At 34.0% G+C, this 15,740-nt stretch carries 14 protein-coding genes and 1 pseudogene; 12 read left to right on the plus strand and 3 right to left on the minus strand.

What is annotated here, in order from left to right:
* The first annotated feature begins 3 nt into the window (after positions 1–3).
* The 8 genes and pseudogenes from QLS65_RS08520 (at position 4) to QLS65_RS08560 (ending at position 6,541) form a co-directional block, all read left to right on the plus strand.
* The gene (locus QLS65_RS08520) at positions 4–1,113 is read left to right on the plus strand and encodes a HesA/MoeB/ThiF family protein (RefSeq protein ID WP_282716763.1); all 1,110 of its coding nucleotides are present in this window, start codon (positions 4–6) and stop codon (positions 1,111–1,113) included.
* A gap of 268 nt (positions 1,114–1,381) precedes the next feature.
* Positions 1,382–2,236, plus strand: coding sequence for an EamA family transporter (locus QLS65_RS08525; protein WP_282716765.1), 855 nt, complete (start codon positions 1,382–1,384; stop codon positions 2,234–2,236).
* A 266-nt stretch (positions 2,237–2,502) separates the two neighbouring features.
* A pseudogene (locus QLS65_RS16165) lies at positions 2,503–3,289 on the plus strand (sulfite exporter TauE/SafE family protein).
* A gap of 320 nt (positions 3,290–3,609) precedes the next feature.
* A complete protein-coding gene (locus QLS65_RS08540) occupies positions 3,610–4,011 on the plus strand; it encodes a hypothetical protein (RefSeq protein WP_282712034.1) in 402 nt (133 codons plus the stop codon).
* A 222-nt stretch (positions 4,012–4,233) separates the two neighbouring features.
* Positions 4,234–4,545, plus strand: coding sequence for a DUF202 domain-containing protein (locus tag QLS65_RS08545; protein ID WP_282712035.1), 312 nt, complete (start codon positions 4,234–4,236; stop codon positions 4,543–4,545).
* Between the two features lie 250 nt (positions 4,546–4,795).
* Positions 4,796–5,365 (plus strand): TlpA family protein disulfide reductase, encoded by a 570-nt coding sequence (locus QLS65_RS08550; protein ID WP_282716770.1) that lies wholly within the window; start codon positions 4,796–4,798, stop codon positions 5,363–5,365.
* Between the two features lie 103 nt (positions 5,366–5,468).
* Positions 5,469–6,032: a YeeE/YedE family protein gene (locus QLS65_RS08555; RefSeq protein ID WP_282717167.1), complete on the plus strand. Its 564-nt coding sequence runs from the start codon at positions 5,469–5,471 to the stop codon at positions 6,030–6,032.
* A gap of 11 nt (positions 6,033–6,043) precedes the next feature.
* Positions 6,044–6,541: a DUF6691 family protein gene (locus QLS65_RS08560; RefSeq protein ID WP_282712037.1), complete on the plus strand. Its 498-nt coding sequence runs from the start codon at positions 6,044–6,046 to the stop codon at positions 6,539–6,541.
* A 462-nt stretch (positions 6,542–7,003) separates the two neighbouring features.
* On the opposite strand, the gene QLS65_RS08565 is transcribed toward QLS65_RS08560, so the two are convergent.
* Positions 7,004–7,450, minus strand: a complete 447-nt coding sequence (locus tag QLS65_RS08565; protein WP_282716772.1) for a TerB family tellurite resistance protein — start codon at positions 7,448–7,450, stop codon at positions 7,004–7,006.
* Between the two features lie 383 nt (positions 7,451–7,833).
* Between QLS65_RS08565 and katG the strand changes: the two genes are divergently transcribed.
* Positions 7,834–10,086, plus strand: coding sequence for a catalase/peroxidase HPI (gene katG / locus QLS65_RS08570; RefSeq protein ID WP_282716777.1), 2,253 nt, complete (start codon positions 7,834–7,836; stop codon positions 10,084–10,086).
* Between the two features lie 427 nt (positions 10,087–10,513).
* Here katG and QLS65_RS08575 read toward each other — a convergent pair whose 3' ends face one another.
* On the minus strand, positions 10,514–12,094 hold the full coding sequence (locus QLS65_RS08575) for an NADP-dependent glyceraldehyde-3-phosphate dehydrogenase (RefSeq protein WP_282716782.1): 1,581 nt from the start codon (positions 12,092–12,094) through the stop codon (positions 10,514–10,516).
* A 65-nt stretch (positions 12,095–12,159) separates the two neighbouring features.
* Complete coding sequence (locus QLS65_RS08580) at positions 12,160–12,471, minus strand: rhodanese-like domain-containing protein (RefSeq protein ID WP_282712041.1); 312 nt, start codon at positions 12,469–12,471, stop codon at positions 12,160–12,162.
* A gap of 285 nt (positions 12,472–12,756) precedes the next feature.
* Here QLS65_RS08580 and QLS65_RS08585 point away from each other — a divergent pair, with 285 nt between their 5' ends.
* The 3 genes from QLS65_RS08585 to QLS65_RS08595 all read left to right on the plus strand — a co-directional run bounded on the left by QLS65_RS08585 (position 12,757) and on the right by QLS65_RS08595 (position 15,740).
* The gene (locus QLS65_RS08585) at positions 12,757–13,383 is read left to right on the plus strand and encodes a Crp/Fnr family transcriptional regulator (RefSeq protein ID WP_282712042.1); all 627 of its coding nucleotides are present in this window, start codon (positions 12,757–12,759) and stop codon (positions 13,381–13,383) included.
* A 73-nt stretch (positions 13,384–13,456) separates the two neighbouring features.
* Complete coding sequence (locus QLS65_RS08590) at positions 13,457–14,245, plus strand: sulfite exporter TauE/SafE family protein (protein WP_282712043.1); 789 nt, start codon at positions 13,457–13,459, stop codon at positions 14,243–14,245.
* A gap of 79 nt (positions 14,246–14,324) precedes the next feature.
* On the plus strand, positions 14,325–15,740 hold the full coding sequence (locus QLS65_RS08595; protein ID WP_282716785.1) for an MBL fold metallo-hydrolase: 1,416 nt from the start codon (positions 14,325–14,327) through the stop codon (positions 15,738–15,740).

Genomic DNA, 15,740 nt, shown 5'->3' on the forward strand with positions numbered 1-15,740 from the left:
AACATGAAACATTTACAGGAGCGATATCAACGTCAACTAATGCTAAATGAATTTGGAATAGAAGCACAAGAAAAACTTTCAAACGCTAAAGTATTAGTTATTGGAGCGGGTGGTTTAGGTTGTCCTATTTTACAATATTTAGTTGCTGCTGGTGTTGGGCAAATTGGGATTGCAGATGATGATGTAGTAAGTTACTCCAATTTAAATCGACAGATTTTATTTGGACAACAAGATGTGGGACGTTTTAAAGTGGATATTGCCAAAGAAAAACTCCTTTTGATGAATGACACAATTGATATTAAAACTTGGAAACTGCGCTTTTCGCAAAAGGACTGTATCAATCATTTCAAGGATTATGATATTATTGTTGATGCCACAGATAATTTTGTCAGCAGGTATTTGATAAATGACGCCTGTGTATTATTTGGCAAACCCTTAGTATTTGGGGCAGTTTCAAAATTTGAAGGGCAAGTAGCCGTATTTAATGTTCCAATAAACGAAAAGGAAAAAACAGTCAATTATAGAGATTTATTTCCTGTACCACCAAACAATAATGAAGTTTTAAACTGTTCCGAAGCAGGAGTTTTAGGAGTATTACCAGGTATGATTGGAGTTTTACAAGCTACAGAAGTCATTAAACTTATAACTGGCATTGGAAAACCATTAACAAACAGAATCTTGACATACAACGCATTAAATCAGGAGTTTTTCACTATGTATTTGACTCCAAATCCAGAAGTTTCCAACTATATTCCAGCTTCTGTAGAAGCCTTTGAAAATACCGATTATGAATGGTTATGCAACTATAGCCCAACTAATGTCATCGAGATTGAATTTGAACAATGGTTGGAAATTAGGGAAAACACTATTTTAGTTGATGTACGAGAACTTATAGAAAAGCCCCGTTTAGATTTCTATTCACATTTATCGATTCCTTTGGCCACGTTACGTTCTAATTTAGATGATTTATTAGATAAAGAGATTGTATTTGTTTGTCAGTCTGGAAAGAGAAGTTTAAAAGCCGTATTATTGTATTTGTCCGTGATGCCAAATGCAAAGGCATATTCACTAAAAGGCGGGGTTAATGAACTGGTAAAAAAGAAATTAATTTAATTTTATGGAGCATAAAAAAGACAAAAATATTTTTGTTGATGGAGTAATACCCGCTTCATTTATTAGTCATAGCATTGCAAAACATGCTACAAAAAACACAATTGGTGGTGACAGTATATTTTAGGACAAGTAAGAGCTGATGAAATAAACGGTAAAAATGTAGCCACAATTGATTGCTTTTGGTGTTTTATTGTCCAATGATTATTTACATCAATACCTACTTTAAATTATAAATTTTGTAGTTTTACCCGCCTATATTCAACCCTTCATGAAACTTAAACAGATCAACATACCTCCATTACCCGCCGTACTTTTAGCAATAATAAGCGTACAATCTGGGGCGGCTATCGCCAAAGGTCTTTTTCCTGCTATTGGTGCTGCCGGGACAGCTTCTTTAAGAATTGGCATCTCCGCATTAATATTATTGGCTGTTTACAGACCAAACCTAAAAAAAGTAACTGCTGACCAATGGAAATTGGTTATTCCTTATGGTTTATCCTTGGGAGCAATGAATTTGATTTTTTATCTTTCCATTGAGAGAATTCCCATTGGACTTGCTGTTACACTGGAATTCATAGGTCCGTTATTAGTAGCTGTTTTTGGTTCAAAACGCATCATAGATTTTTTCTGGGTACTTCTTGCTGCGGCAGGAATCGTCTTAATTGCTCCATGGTCAAATAATGGATTAGATATTTGGGGGATGCTTTTTGCTCTTTTGGCTGGTGCACTTTGGGCGGCTTATATCGTATTAGGAGGGAAAATTTCAAAAATAATGAAAGGTGGAGACGCAGTTACCATAGGAATGTTATTTGCATCTATACTTATTGTCCCTTTTGGAATTCTAGGAAATGGCTTAAGTAATCTTACGCCTCAACTTTTAGGTTTAGGGGTAGCACTCGCGCTATTATCCAGTGCAATTCCTTTCACATTAGAAATGAAAGCACTCGGACAACTTCCTGCACGTACTTTCAGTATTCTGATGAGTTTAGAACCTGCTGCAGCATCAATTTTTGCTTTTATATTTTTACAAGAATACCTTACTTTTAATGAAATTTTAGCGGTTGTTTTTGTGGTAATAGCTTCTGCCGGATCAACAATTACTTCAAAAACGCAAAAACATTAAAATTTTTAGCACAGTTTTAAATACTTATGATGATTTAATTTAAAACCTGCTGATTAAAAAAAAGGACAACTACAATATAAAAACAGCTGCTTATCACAAGCAGCTGTTTTTTTTTATAACTGATAAAAAGCATTGCTCCTACTGCAGATTTCCTTCTTATATTTTTTCTTTTCTAATTTGTTTTTTGAAAAAACTTCCTGTGTAATAAATGTTACTGTACGTGGAATTTTAACTGACAATCTTTGCAGTATAAAATTTTACTACTTATGGAATATATCGGTTATTTTACATCAATACTCATTGGCGTTGCATTAGGATTAATCGGTGGTGGCAGCTGTATTCTTACCCTACCCGTTTTAGTCTATTTATTTGCTATCGAACCCGTTTTAGCAACTACTTATTCCTTAATTTATTGTAGGATTTGCAAGTGCTGTGAATCCTGTGGGCTATTTCAAAAAAGGGTTGGTAAATATCAAAACAGCATTTTTTTTGGCATTCCGTCAATCATTGCAGTTTTTACCTCGAGAGCTTTTATTGTACCTACAATCCCAAAAGAAGTGTTTTCCATTGGAGAATTTATAGTTACAAAAACCTATTGATGATGTTACTCTTTGCTGTAATTATGATTGCTGTTTCGTATAGCATGATCAAAAAAAAATAGACGAAAAGTCCGAAGAACAAAAATTCAATTACCCTCTCATACTTATCGAAGGTGCAATTGTTGGTGTTATTACAGGATTAGTTGGAGTCGGCGGCGGTTTCTTAATTATACCGGCATTAGTCGTATTAAGTAAGCTTCCTATGAAAGAAGCAGTTGGAACATCATTGGTAATTATAGCTGCCAAATCGTTGATTGGTTTCTTTGGAGAAGGAGGAGAAAATGGAATCAATTAGCAATTTCTGATTACCATTTCAACATTTGCTATTGTTGGAATTTTCATTGGCACAGCATTATCAAAAAAAATTAATGGAGACAAACTGAAACCTGCATTTGGTTGGTTTGTTTTAGTAATGGGAATTTATATTATAACCAAAGAGCTTTTTCTAAAATAAAATTTAATAAAAAATCGAAACTAAATTAAATTTTAAAAGTCACTTTAGAACAAAAAATCCTTCTCCTTTTAATACTAAAATGAGAAGGATTTTTTAGTTTCAATGCATTTAAACTGAAAATCATCTATTCCATTTCAGAAGAAAAAACATTGTAATAAGCCTATTTGGCAAAAAAATAATTAAAAAAATATTTATTTTAGTTCACTCATTCAGAGAACTATAAATGATTGAATAATTGTAAAAGCATTTTTTAACAGAATGCAAAAAGCAACCTTTCATTCTCTTTGACATCCTTAGAGCAACAAATAAATTTAATAATTATGAAAAATTTCAGATTACAAGCAGCAGTTATTGTACTATTAGTTTCAACAGCTTTTACATCATGCAGCGATGATGACAACACACCAAATACAGTTACTAAAACCTCATTGGTAACAAAAGTTGAGGGCGCCGTAACAGGAGACATAAATGTTGAAGTTCCATTAACTGTGACTTTTTCAGTTGACAATAATTGTGGTTCTTACAACAAGTTTATCGAAACTGCGGCTACAAACACAAAAACGATTGAAGTGGAATCAAAGTACGAAGGAGTTGATTGTGGAACGACTCCAGCAAGCAAAACTGTAGTTTACAAGTTCAAATCTACAACTGTGGGAACTTACAATTTAAAATTCAAAAAAACGGCTACTGAGTTTATAACACACACTATAGTTATTGATTAATTTTTTTAGTTTGGTTAATTAATGATAGAGGCACCAGTTGAATAGCTGGTGTTTTTTTATTTTTAAAAATTAGTTGTCTGGTGCAACCCACAAAAAACACAAAAATTATATTTTAAAAATTTACAATTATGGCAACTTTTTTTATTGTGTAACATTTGTCACTATCTTCCTTAAATTCATGCTATATCTTTGTAGTATACGTTTATTAAGAAATTTAAGGATATGAAAGACACAAAAGCAATAAACAAAGACTTGATTTTAAGAGAACGATTAGCATTACAAAGGACAGTGCTAGCGAATCAATCTACTTTTCTTGCATTCCTGAGAACGGCAATGTACTTTTTAATTGCAGGATTGAGTTTGCGAAATTTATTAAAAGTAGAAAATAGTTTCCTGATTGAAATAGCACTTTTTGTCATTTCATTCGTGATACTTTTACTTGGCACTTTTAACTATTTCAAGCATAAAAAATCCATTTTTAAAAATAAAAAACACATTGGCGATTATCAATTAGAATACTATGAGTGGTGCTAATCTTAATATTTCCAAGGTCTGACATCGCATTTTCACCTCCAGAATAAGCCACCATGAAACTTAAAGTCCATACATTTTCGTTTAATATACAGAGAGTCTGCAAGGCTAAATTTGAACAGAAAAATTAAACCGTAATTTCGCAAATTAAACACATCAAAATTGAATGAATAATTTGGACTAAAATTTTTAGGAGCTAAAGCAAAATATACTAAAGTGCATCCTTTTAAACTAAAATTTAAAACCAATAAAAATGATCTGGAAAACACCTAAAAAATCTACTCTTCAAAATGTTGCTTTTATTCTATTTATTGCCCTGTTGCTGTTAAGTCCTTTGGGCACTTTTGTAAAAATACAAGTAAACCGCTTAATCGTTTTTTCGCCTAAAACAATTGCAGTAACGGATCAAAAAATGCTGTCTAGTTACCAATGGCAATTAGTCGATGCTACCGGGCAGCGTGTAACTTTGGAAGACTATAAAGGAAAAATGATATTCATTAATTTCTGGGCCACATGGTGTCCGCCTTGCATTGCCGAAATGCCAAGTATACAAAAATTATATGCTGATTATCATGACAAAATTGTCTTTTTGTTTGTTACAACAGATTCTTTTGAAAAAGCAAATACATTTATGGTCAGAGAAAATTTAACGCTTCCTATCTACCAATCGGTTACAAATCCTCCGTTAGAAATGGACTCGACTACAATTCCTGCCACTTACCTTATTGATAAACAAGGATATTTAATTTTAGCCAAAATTGGAACTGCAAATTGGAATAGTGATTCGTTCCGAGAAAAGTTAGATCATTATATTAGAAAATAAAATCAATGTGATTTTTTAAAATCTTTTTTGTTGTGTGACAAAAGTAACACAACTACTCATTTAGAAGTTGAATCTTTGCGGTACTAAATCAACAAAAATGGAAATTTTAGAATTCATCAAACAACCTTGGCCTTGGTATATAGCGGGGCCATTAGTTGGACTTACCGTACCGGCATTATTAATTATTGGAAATAAATCTTTTGGAATTAGTGCTTCATTACGTCACACTTGTGCGATGTGCTTACCGGCAAATATTAAATTTTTCAAATACGATTGGAAAAAAGAAATCTGGAATATGTTTTTTGTATTCGGAATAGTAGTGGGTGGTATAATTGCTTTTAATTTTTTGTCAAATCCAAATCCAATTATTATAAACGATGCTCTAAGAACAGAATTAGCTTCTTATGGAGTTACAAATATCGACGGAATGTTACCCGCACAACTCTTCTCGTGGGAAAATTTAATCACACTCAAAGGATTTTTTATGATGGTTATAGGTGGGTTTTTTATTGGTTTCGGTTCTCGTTATGCGGGAGGTTGTACCAGTGGTCATTCTATTTCCGGTTTGTCTAATTTACAATTGCCTTCGTTGATTGCAACCTCTTGTTTCTTCATAGGCGGATTGATTATGGCAAATATTATTTTACCTTTAATACTTTCTATTTAATACTATCAAACATGCAAAATAAAGATCAAAATACAGATTTTAAAACACGTTCTTTAGACACAGTTTGTGTCAACGAGAGTCAATTAGAACACAAGTGGTATCATAATTTAAAATACGTAATCGTAGGTATAGCTTTTGGAATTGTTTTCATCAAAGCCGAAGTTATCAGCTGGTACCGCATTCAGGAAATGTTCCGTTTTCAATCCTTTCACATGTATGGGATCATAGGAAGTGCGGTTGTGGTTGGAATAATATCTGTTTTGCTGATAAAAAAATTCAATATTAAAACCATTTATGGGGAAAAAATTGAATTTCACAACAAAACCTTCAACAAAGGACAAATCTACGGCGGGCTTATCTTTGGATTGGGTTGGGCCATAACTGGAGCTTGCCCAGGACCATTGTTTGCCCAGATTGGAACTGGCGCGACAGTAATGATTGTTACCTTATTATCGGCAGTAGTGGGGACTTGGCTATATGGCTATTTTAGAGATAAACTACCTCATTAATAAATATGAATCCAGAAAAACAAAATATAGTACAATTAAATCGATAGTAAAAAATGATTTAGCAAAATGAAACGAATTTGAGTTCTATCCATTTTAAAATCCATTTTAATCCAAGTGATAAAATTTCATTATCAAATAATTCAGTAGTAGATACAAAAAGGTTCCTATCACAGCAAGTGTAATGGCAAAGCTAATCAGGTTGAGAACGATATTAGGAATAAACTTCAATCGGGGATGTGTAATTAAGGGTTCCCGATGCAGTCTTTCATGAAAGTTTTCCTTTGCTATTTTGAGTTTCTTTTTGATAGCCCTTGCGTTTTACAGACAATAGCGATGTATAGTCACTATTGATTTTTGGTTTCCTATTTTGAACACTCTAAATTACACAATATATTTAAGATAAATAGGTTATACAATATATTTAATCTGCTTAGGCAGTAACAGTATCAGAATTGCTGCCGTTTATATCCCTTTAATATTCCCTTTATTCTTCAAAAAAATCACTTCAATGATTTTACTGGTCATATCAGCATCAATTTTTAATCGATTTGATAAAACTTCAATTAGGTTTTTTTCTTCTTTTTCCAATGTTCCATCCGCCAGTAACACTTCTAATGCAAGAGCAAATACAGTTTCTTTATCTTCTTCTTCTATTAGTTCACAACAGGCCGAAATATATTTTAACTGTCCCAGTTCTGTTCTTAAATTAAATGATCTTACATAAAGAGGTGAAATATCAATTCCAATAAATTTCTGTTTTGAATGCAATATTCTTGATAACGATGCTGTTTCCGAATCCTTAATTTGATTATCCGCAGAAATACAAGAATATAAAATTCCAACCCAAGCTTCAAACTCCGAGTTTACTGGATTGTGGTCACTATTATTTTTATTTTCAAATAAACTCATATTTTTATTTTTTTCTAAAGTTACTGTTTACCTTCCAACTCGTTGCTTGAGTTTGGGAATAAATTACCATTTATTTTTGTAGCATCAGTAAATTTCTAAATATAGACCTACTTATTCCAGAAATCAATTCCTTATTTTAAAAAAGAAAGTATAACCATATTAAAAATAAAAAAATTTAAAGACAACGATTCTCACTTATTTATTAATTTAATATTGGCTTAATAATATCCTCATGAACTGATGTTCATTTAATTAAATATTTTTAGTACATTTATTAATCACTAATATTATCTACAACTATAGTTTTTATCTATTAAAAATAAAATAAGGTGCGGATAGTTTTTAGTAAATTTGCTTCAAGTAAATAAAAAATCAATCATAATATGGAAAATAACACAAATACAAGTTCAACGTCCTACAATCTCAACAGTGAAAGTAAATGCCCATTCAATCATGGAGCTAGTGCTGGAACTCCTGCTAAGCATGGTGCTGGTTCTGCTCCTGCGAATCGTGATTGGTGGCCAAATCAATTAAAATTAAATATTTTACGCCAACACTCTTCACTCTCAAACCCAATGGGAGAAACGTTCAATTATGCTGAAGAGTTTAAATCTTTAGATTTTGCTGCTTTGAAGCAAGACATCTTGGATTTAATGACTACCTCACAAGATTGGTGGCCAGCAGACTATGGGTTTTATGGAGGATTATTTATTAGAATGGCATGGCACAGTGCAGGAACCTATCGTATTGCAGATGGACGTGGAGGTTCAGGAGCTGGCACACAACGTTTCGCACCACTAAACAGCTGGCCTGATAATGCTAACTTAGACAAAGCACGTTTATTACTTTGGCCAATAAAACAAAAATATGGCAGAAAAATTTCTTGGGCTGATTTATTTATTTTAACTGGTAACTGTGCTTTAGAGTCTGCAGGTTTTAAAACTTTTGGTTTTGCTGGTGGACGTGAAGATGTATGGGAGCCAAATGAAGATATTTATTGGGGTTCTGAACGTGAGTGGTTAGGAGACAACCGTTACAATGGAGAACGTGAATTAGAACAACCTCTTGCGGCTGTTCAAATGGGATTAATTTATGTAAATCCGGAGGGACCTAATGGAAATCCTGATCCAGTATTGGCAGCTCATGATATTCGTGAAACTTTTGCTCGTATGGCAATGAATGATGAAGAAACAGTAGCATTAAGTGCAGGTGGTCACACTTTAGGTAAAACCCATGGTGCTGCAGATCCAGAGAAATATGTAAGTGCTGAACCAGCAGCAGCAAGTATCGAGGAGCAAAGTCTAGGCTGGAAAAACAGTTTTGGTACAGGTAATGCTGGAGACACAATTACTAGCGGTCTAGAAGGAGCATGGACTACTACTCCATCTAAATGGAGTAATAATTATTTCGAAAATTTATTTGGTTTTGAATGGGAATTAACCAAAAGTCCAGCAGGTGCACATCAATGGAGACCAAAAAACGGCGCAGGTGCTGATTTAGTTCCAGATGCACATGATCCTTCAAAAAGACATCAACCGTTTATGTTGACTACGGATCTTTCCCTACGATTTGACCCTGCCTATGAAAAAATTTCAAGACGTTTCTTAGAGAATCCATCAGAATTTAATGATGTATTTGCTAGAGCATGGTTCAAACTAACGCACAGAGATATGGGTCCAAAAACTCGGTATTTAGGACCTGAAGTTCCTACTGAAGAACTAATTTGGCAAGACCCGGTTCCTGCTGTTACACATCCCTTAATTGATGACCAAGATATTGCTACGCTTAAAGCAAAAATTCTGGCTTCAGGATTATCTGTATCTGAATTGGTAACTACTGCTTGGGCATCAGCATCTACTTTCCGTGGTTCAGATAAACGTGGTGGCGCAAACGGTGCCCGCATTCGTTTAGAACCTCAAAAAGATTGGAAAGTAAACAACCCATCTCAACTTGAAAAAGTGCTTAACAAACTTGAAAATATCAAAAATGAGTTCAACAGCGCTAATTTTGGCGGTAAGCAAGTTTCAATTGCTGATTTAATAGTTTTAGGTGGTAACGCAGGAATTGAACAAGCAGCAAAAAATGCTAATCATGATGTAATAGTACCTTTCACCCCGGGTAGAACTGATGCTTTGCAAGAACTAACTGACGTAGAATCATTTGCAGTTCTGGAACCTCAAGCAGATGGGTTCCGTAATTATGTCAAAACAAAATATACGGTATCAGCAGAAGAACTACTTATTGATAAAGCACAATTATTAACATTGACAGTACCAGAAATGACTGCTCTTGTTGGTGGTATGCGTGTGTTAAACACGAATTTTGATCACTCCCAAACTGGAGTTTTTACGAAACGCCCAGAAGCTTTAACGAATGATTTCTTTGTAAACTTACTTGATTTAGGTACAACTTGGAAAGCAGTATCGGAATCTGACGATGCATTTGTAGGTACAGATCGTAAAACTGGTGCAATAAAGTGGGTTGGAACTAGAGTAGATCTTATTTTTGGTTCTAACTCAGAATTAAGAGCCATTGCTGAGGTTTATGGTTGTATAGATTCTCAAGAAAAGTTTGTAAAAGACTTTATTGCAGCATGGACTAAAGTAATGAACTTAGACCGTTTCGACTTAGTTTAATATTAGAATTTATAATTTGTTCGAAAAGGTGGTCTGGTAACGGATCACCTTTTTTGTTTTATTATTTGATTTGCAGACTGATTATAGCTAAATAAAACTTGTTGCTTAATTCAAATTTATTACTTTTCAATAATTTATATACCAGTCATAAAGTGACACTAGTCCCCATTTCGGAAGGCTTAGTGCCATTAAATGACTTCTGCTAATATAGATAACTAACCAAAATTAATCTATACGACCAAATCTAAATGATTCCATTTTCAATGTTTTACTGTTTCCCGTAAAGCATTGAAAATTTATAATTTTTTAAAAATACTTGGACGTATTACATAATTTTTTGAACATAAAAATCTCGTAGTAAACTCAACTCCACAAAAAAGCCGTATCGAAAAAAACGAGACGGCTTTAATTTATAATTAAAAAGAGATTACAAAATATAATCGGTATTGATGAAGTTAGATTCTTTACTGCTTAATAATTCCTGTAAAATAGCATTATTATACTCATTGTCTTTAGACGCTACAAAGGTTCTAATTGAAAACGAACGCAAAGCATCATGAATACTCAATGTTCCTACAGCTGAATCTTTTCGTCCTGTAAAAGGGAAAACATCCGGTCCTCTTTGACAAGAGCTGTTCAAGTTTACTCTACACACTAAATTTACCAAGGCATCAATAAGCGGTGCAATCGTTTTAATGTCTTTTCCAAACAAACTTACTTGTTGCCCGTAATTTGATTCGGCCATATCGTTCAAAGGTTCTTGAATGTCTTTGAAAGAAATAATAGGCACAACTGGACCAAATTGCTCTTCGTGATACACGCGCATTTCTTTATTTATAGGAAATAAAACTGCCGGAAAAATATAATTAGAAGAATGCTTTCCTCCTTTTTCATTGATTATAGCAGCACCTTTACTGGTCGCATCATCAATCAGTTCCTGAATATAAGCCGGTTTCTCTTTTTCTGGCAAAGGCGTCAGAAACACGGATGCATCCCACGGATTACCAAAAACCAACGCATCCACTTTAGCAGCAAAACGTTTGTTGAACTCATCAACAATAGACTCATGCACATACAATACTTTCAAAGCCGTACAACGCTGTCCATTGAACGATAAAGAGCCAGCAATACATTCTTGGATAGCCAAATCTAAATCAGCATCCGGAAGGATTATCGCAGGGTTTTTTGCCTCCAACCCTAATATCAAACGCAATCTGTTTTTATTTGGATGTTGGTCTTGTAATGCAATCGCTGATTTACTGTTTCCTATCAATGCCAAAATATCTACTTTTCCGGATTTCATTATTGGCGAAGCCACTTCACGTCCACGACCATATACAATATTGATGGCTCCTTTTGGAAAACTGCTTCTGAAAGCTTCCAATAAAGGAGAAATCAATAAAACACCGTGTTTAGCAGGTTTAAAAATCACTGGATTCCCCATAATCAAAGCAGGAATCAACAACGAAAAAGTCTCATTTAACGGATAATTATAAGGTCCTAGACAGAGAACTACACCAAGCGGTCCTCTACGAACCATGGCATTTATTCCTTGCACTTTAGAAAAATGAGCACTACGACTGTTTAATTCTTTTAAACTGTCGATTGTATCATAGATGTATTCTACCGTTCTGTCAAATTCTTTTTCAGAATCACCCAATGATTTTCCAATTTCCCACATCAATAATTTAACAACTTCTTTACGGGTTGTTTTCATTTGAGCAACAAAATTTTCCATACACTTGATACGATCCGCTACTTTCATGGTAGGCCATAATCCCTGACCATTATTATAGGCCGCACTTGCCGCATTTACTGCTTCTATCGCTTCAGCCTCTCCCATAAACGGGATTGAACCTAAAATCGTTGGGCCGTATTCTTCGGTAGATGAAATTGTTGAAAAAACAGGAGTGGTCTGACCAGTCCATTTTTTTAATTCTCCGTCAACTAAATACGTATCTTGATTTAACAAGGTGCTAATTTGAAATTCTTCTGGTATTACATTCATACTAAAGTATTTTATGTTTTTAATTTAATTTTAAATAAACAAAGAGGCTATTGCCTCTTTGTGTTTTATGGAGCAACTACCTCTCCATCCCATTCTATAATGCCTCCAACTAAGTTAAATGCATTTTCAAAACCCAGCTCATTCATTATTTCGCAGGCTTTTCCGCTTCGCATTCCGGAGCGACAATACACATAATAATTTTTTGTTTTGTCTAACGCTTCAATTTCAGAAATAAAACCTTGTCCCAAATGAATATCAATATTAATGGCATTGGCTATAATTCCTTCGTTAAATTCGGCTTCGGTTCTCACGTCTAAAATTACTGCGTTCTCGTCAGTTTCAAATTGAGAAACCCAATCTTCTTGTGTTAAATTCATAATGCTGTTTTTTGTAAAAATACAAAGATTTTAGCTAACAATAATCGCACGATTTGTTAATTGGATAATATTTATCAGAAAACGTTTTCGCAAAACATTAACTGTCAATAAAGTATAAAATGAGTCTCTATTTTCATTAAAAACAACCCATTAAATCCATAGGAAATAAGTAAACAAGATGCAATTAATCAAGGTCTTGCCATTTTTTTTAACGCTAAAATCACCATCCCTTTTTCAGTTTTTTAGACTACTTTTACACTACTAACGATAGAAAAAAGACTAAAAATGCTTGACCCTATAAAGAAATTTTTCCCTTCCTTTTCTAATGAATTAGTGAAAGAAATCGAAGCTAATGCAACAATTCATTCCTACCAGACAGGTGATATAGTTATTCGAACAGGACAATACATCAAAAACACTGTTTTAGTAATTAGCGGAAAAATAAAAATTTACCGCGAAGATGAAAATGGAGGCGAATTTTTTATGTATTATTTACAACCTGGACAAGCCTGCGCCATTTCTATGATTTGTGCCACCAAAAACGAAAAAAGCCAAATAATGGCTAAAATTGTTGAAGATGTTGAATTAATCATGGTTCCGCTTCCATTAATGGACAAGTGGATGATGCAGCACCGCAGTTGGTATGAATTTGTGATTGGTTCTTATCGCAGTCGTTTTGAAGAAGTCTTAGAAGTGATTGATAGTGTGGCCTTCAGAGCAATGGATGAGCGCTTAGAATTTTATTTAAAACGCCATGCTGATGCTTGTGGCTGTAAAGAGTTAAAACTGTCTCATCAGGAAATCGCATCTGAACTTAATACATCAAGAGAAGTAATTTCCCGTTTGTTAAAAAAAATGGAACAACGAGGATTGGTCAATTTACAGCGTAATAACATTGAACTTTTGAAATAAATCTTCTCAATGTGATAAATGTTACTGTTTGTAAAAAAATTACAAACAACCTTTGCAGTAAAATTTTTTTAAAATGGAATATTTAGGCTATTTTGCTTCAATTATTATTGGACTTTCATTAGGATTAATTGGAGGTGGAGGATCTATACTTACTGTTCCTATTCTGGTTTATCTATTTAAAATAGATCCAGAAACTGCTACCAGTTATTCACTATTTATAGTGGGAATCACCGCTTTATTTGGCTGTATCAGTCACTATAAAATGGGAAATCTTAAAATTAAATCGGCATTATATTTTGCTATTCCTTCGGTTTTTTCTATCCTAATCATTCGAGAAGTCATTTTCCCAAAAATAGCAGCAACAATTTTTTCCGTTGCTTCCTACCAAGTATCAAAAAATTTCCTAATAATGATTGTTTTTTCAGTACTCATGATAGCTGCCGCTATAGCTATGATACGTAAAACAAAAACAGTAATAAATCCTCCAAAAACAAATTATACACAGCTTGGGCTAATTGGATTTTTAATTGGAATTGTAACTGGATTTTTAGGAGCTGGAGGTGGATTTTTAATCATTCCTTCCTTATTATTTTTTGCTAATTTACCAATGAAACAAGCAGTTGGCACTTCATTATTGATTATCTTTATAAATTCTAGCATCGGTTTTGGAGGTGATTTATATATTGGCACACCTATAGACTATTTGTTTTTACTGATGATTTCAAGTATGGCATTTATAGGAATGATTATTGGCATCAAGCTGTCAAAAAAAATAGATGCAGCTAAACTAAAACCAATCTTTGGTTGGTTTGTATTAGTAATGGGAATTTATATTATTATCAAAGAATTTTTCTTCAATTAAAAAATGGAATGTAACAATTGTCACTGTTTATCCTAAAAAACAGAAGTACATTTGTACTGTAAAATTAAAAAAAGCAATCATGCAAATAGAACAAATATATACGGGATGTTTAGCCCAAGGTGCTTACTATATAACCTCAAATGGCGAAGCGGCAATTATTGACCCGCTACGTGAAACCCAACCTTATCTGGACCGATTGGAGAGAGATGGCGTAAAATTAAAATACATTTTCGAAACCCATTTCCATGCTGATTTTGTTTCTGGTCACGTTGATTTGAGCAGAGAAACCGCCGCTCCAATTGTTTATGGTCCAAATGCAACTTGTGAATTTGAATGTATTTCTGCTAAAGACGAACAGGAATTCTCCATTGGAAACATCAAAATAAAAGTATTGCACACTCCTGGACATACCATGGAAAGCTCTACTTTTTTATTGATTGATGAAAACGGAAAAGACCATGCCATTTTCTCTGGAGACACTTTATTTATTGGAGATGTAGGAAGACCGGATTTAGCCCAAAAAGCGGCACACATGACACAAGAGCAATTAGCGGGGCTTTTATTTCATTCTTTAAGAGAAAAAGTGATGACTTTGGCCGATGATGTTATTGTTTATCCGGCTCACGGTGCGGGAAGTGCCTGCGGAAAAAATATGAGTAAGGAAACAGTATCCACTATTGGCGACCAAAAAGCTACAAATTATGCGTTGCGTGCCAATATGACTGAAGCCGAATTTATACAAGAAGTAACTGAGGGTTTATTGCCTCCTCCAGCCTATTTTGGAATGAATGTGGCGATGAATAAAAAAGGATATGACAGTTTTGAAAACGTATTGCATTTAGGAATGCGCGCGTTATCTGTAGTAGAGTTTGAAGTGGCAGCCGAAGAAACCGGAGCCTTAATTCTAGATACTCGAAAAAACGGTGAATTTGCCAAAGGATTTATTCCTCAATCCATAAACATTGGAATTAATGGTGATTTTGCTCCTTGGGTAGGTGCTTTAATTGCCGATGTAAAACAACCTATTTTAATTGTTTGTGAACTGGGTCAAGAGGAAGAAACAGTAACACGTTTGAGCCGTGTAGGTTTTGACAACTTAATTGGCCATCTTGATGGTAGTTTTAATGCTTGGGCAAAAGCCGGAAAAGAAGTTGATACCGTACATAGAATCACATCCGAACAATTTGCTGAAGCAGTAAAAATTGGCGAAAGCAAAATAATCGATATCCGTAAAGAAAGTGAATATTATGCGGAACATGTTGAAGAAGCCTACAGCAAGCCTTTAGCGGTAATAAATGAATGGATAAAAGATATAAATCCAAAAGAACATTTTTATTTGCATTGTGCAGGCGGATACCGCAGTATGATTGCGGCTTCGATACTGGAAGCTCGCGGTTTTAGAAATTTTACAGAAATTGAAGGTGGCTTTAATGCTATTGCAAAAACGACTGTTCCAAAAACTGATTTTGTTTGCCAAAGTAAAGTTTTGAAATAA

Source organism: Flavobacterium algoritolerans (assembly GCF_030010385.1).
GTDB lineage: Bacteria > Bacteroidota > Bacteroidia > Flavobacteriales > Flavobacteriaceae > Flavobacterium > Flavobacterium algoritolerans.

Coding starts and splice junctions, on each gene's coding strand:
- QLS65_RS08520 (WP_282716763.1), top strand. CDS start 4: ATGAAACATTTACAGGAGCGATATCAACGTCAACTAATGCTAAATGAA.
- QLS65_RS08525 (WP_282716765.1), top strand. CDS start 1,382: ATGAAACTTAAACAGATCAACATACCTCCATTACCCGCCGTACTTTTA.
- QLS65_RS08540 (WP_282712034.1), top strand. CDS start 3,610: ATGAAAAATTTCAGATTACAAGCAGCAGTTATTGTACTATTAGTTTCA.
- QLS65_RS08545 (WP_282712035.1), top strand. CDS start 4,234: ATGAAAGACACAAAAGCAATAAACAAAGACTTGATTTTAAGAGAACGA.
- QLS65_RS08550 (WP_282716770.1), top strand. CDS start 4,796: ATGATCTGGAAAACACCTAAAAAATCTACTCTTCAAAATGTTGCTTTT.
- QLS65_RS08560 (WP_282712037.1), top strand. CDS start 6,044: ATGCAAAATAAAGATCAAAATACAGATTTTAAAACACGTTCTTTAGAC.
- QLS65_RS08565 (WP_282716772.1), bottom strand. CDS start 7,450: ATGAGTTTATTTGAAAATAAAAATAATAGTGACCACAATCCAGTAAAC.
- katG (WP_282716777.1), top strand. CDS start 7,834: ATGGAAAATAACACAAATACAAGTTCAACGTCCTACAATCTCAACAGT.
- QLS65_RS08575 (WP_282716782.1), bottom strand. CDS start 12,094: ATGAATGTAATACCAGAAGAATTTCAAATTAGCACCTTGTTAAATCAA.
- QLS65_RS08580 (WP_282712041.1), bottom strand. CDS start 12,471: ATGAATTTAACACAAGAAGATTGGGTTTCTCAATTTGAAACTGACGAG.
- QLS65_RS08585 (WP_282712042.1), top strand. CDS start 12,757: ATGCTTGACCCTATAAAGAAATTTTTCCCTTCCTTTTCTAATGAATTA.
- QLS65_RS08590 (WP_282712043.1), top strand. CDS start 13,457: ATGGAATATTTAGGCTATTTTGCTTCAATTATTATTGGACTTTCATTA.
- QLS65_RS08595 (WP_282716785.1), top strand. CDS start 14,325: ATGCAAATAGAACAAATATATACGGGATGTTTAGCCCAAGGTGCTTAC.